The 837-nt window shown below is 63.2% G+C and carries 1 protein-coding gene; it reads left to right on the top strand.

Going from position 1 to position 837, the window contains the following annotated elements; all coding sequences use genetic code 11:
• Positions 1-837 (top strand): IS91 family transposase (locus E1297_RS01245; protein ID WP_155132881.1); only part of this gene is annotated, 837 nt, incomplete at both ends.

Genomic DNA, 837 nt, shown 5'->3' with positions numbered 1-837 from the left:
TCGCCTACAATTCCTGCAAGAACCGGCATTGCCCCAAATGCCAGGGACCGGCAGCCCGGGACTGGATGGCCGCACGCACCGAAGACCTGCTGCCGGTGGAATATTTCCACGTGGTCTTCACCCTGCCGGCGGAGGTCGCCCGGATCGCGTATTGGAACAAGAAGGCGGTCTATGGGCTCCTGTTCAAGGCATCGGCCGAGACGGTGCTCACGATCGCGGCGGATCCCAAGCGCCTCGGTGCGCGGGTCGGCATGACCTGCGTGCTGCACACCTGGGGATCGGCTCTGACCCACCATCCTCACATCCACATGATCGTTCCGGGCGGCGGCCTGTCGCCGGATGGCTCCCGCTGGGTCGCCTGCAAGCCCGGGTTCTTTTTGCATGTGCGAGTGCTGTCCCGCCTGTTTCGGCGCCTGTTCATCGAGGGTTTGCTCGCCCTGCATCGCGCCGGAGAACTGACCTTCTTCGGCGACTTAGCCAGCTTGGCGGACACAGCGGCCTTTGCTGCCTGGCTGGCGCCGTTGCGCAAGAGCGAATGGATCTTCTATGCCAAGCCTCCCTTCGGTGGGCCCGAAGCTGTGCTCGCCTATCTCAGCCGCTACACACACCGGGTCGCGATCTCGAACAACCGTTTGATCAGTGCCGACGCAGACACGGTCGCCTTTCGCTGGAAGGACTACCGCATCAGGACCGGCGATCGGCAGAAGGTCATGCACCTGGCAACGGGGGAATTCATCCGCCGTTTCCTGATCCATGTCCTGCCAAACGGTTTCCACCGCATTCGCCACTACGGCTTATTGGCCAGCGCAAGCCGCCGGGCCAACATCGCAAGGATCC

The sequence above is a fragment of the Roseibium sp. RKSG952 genome, from assembly GCF_009711355.1.
Note: the sequence above shows the minus strand (reverse complement) of the source record. Positions and strands in the feature narration are given on the sequence as shown.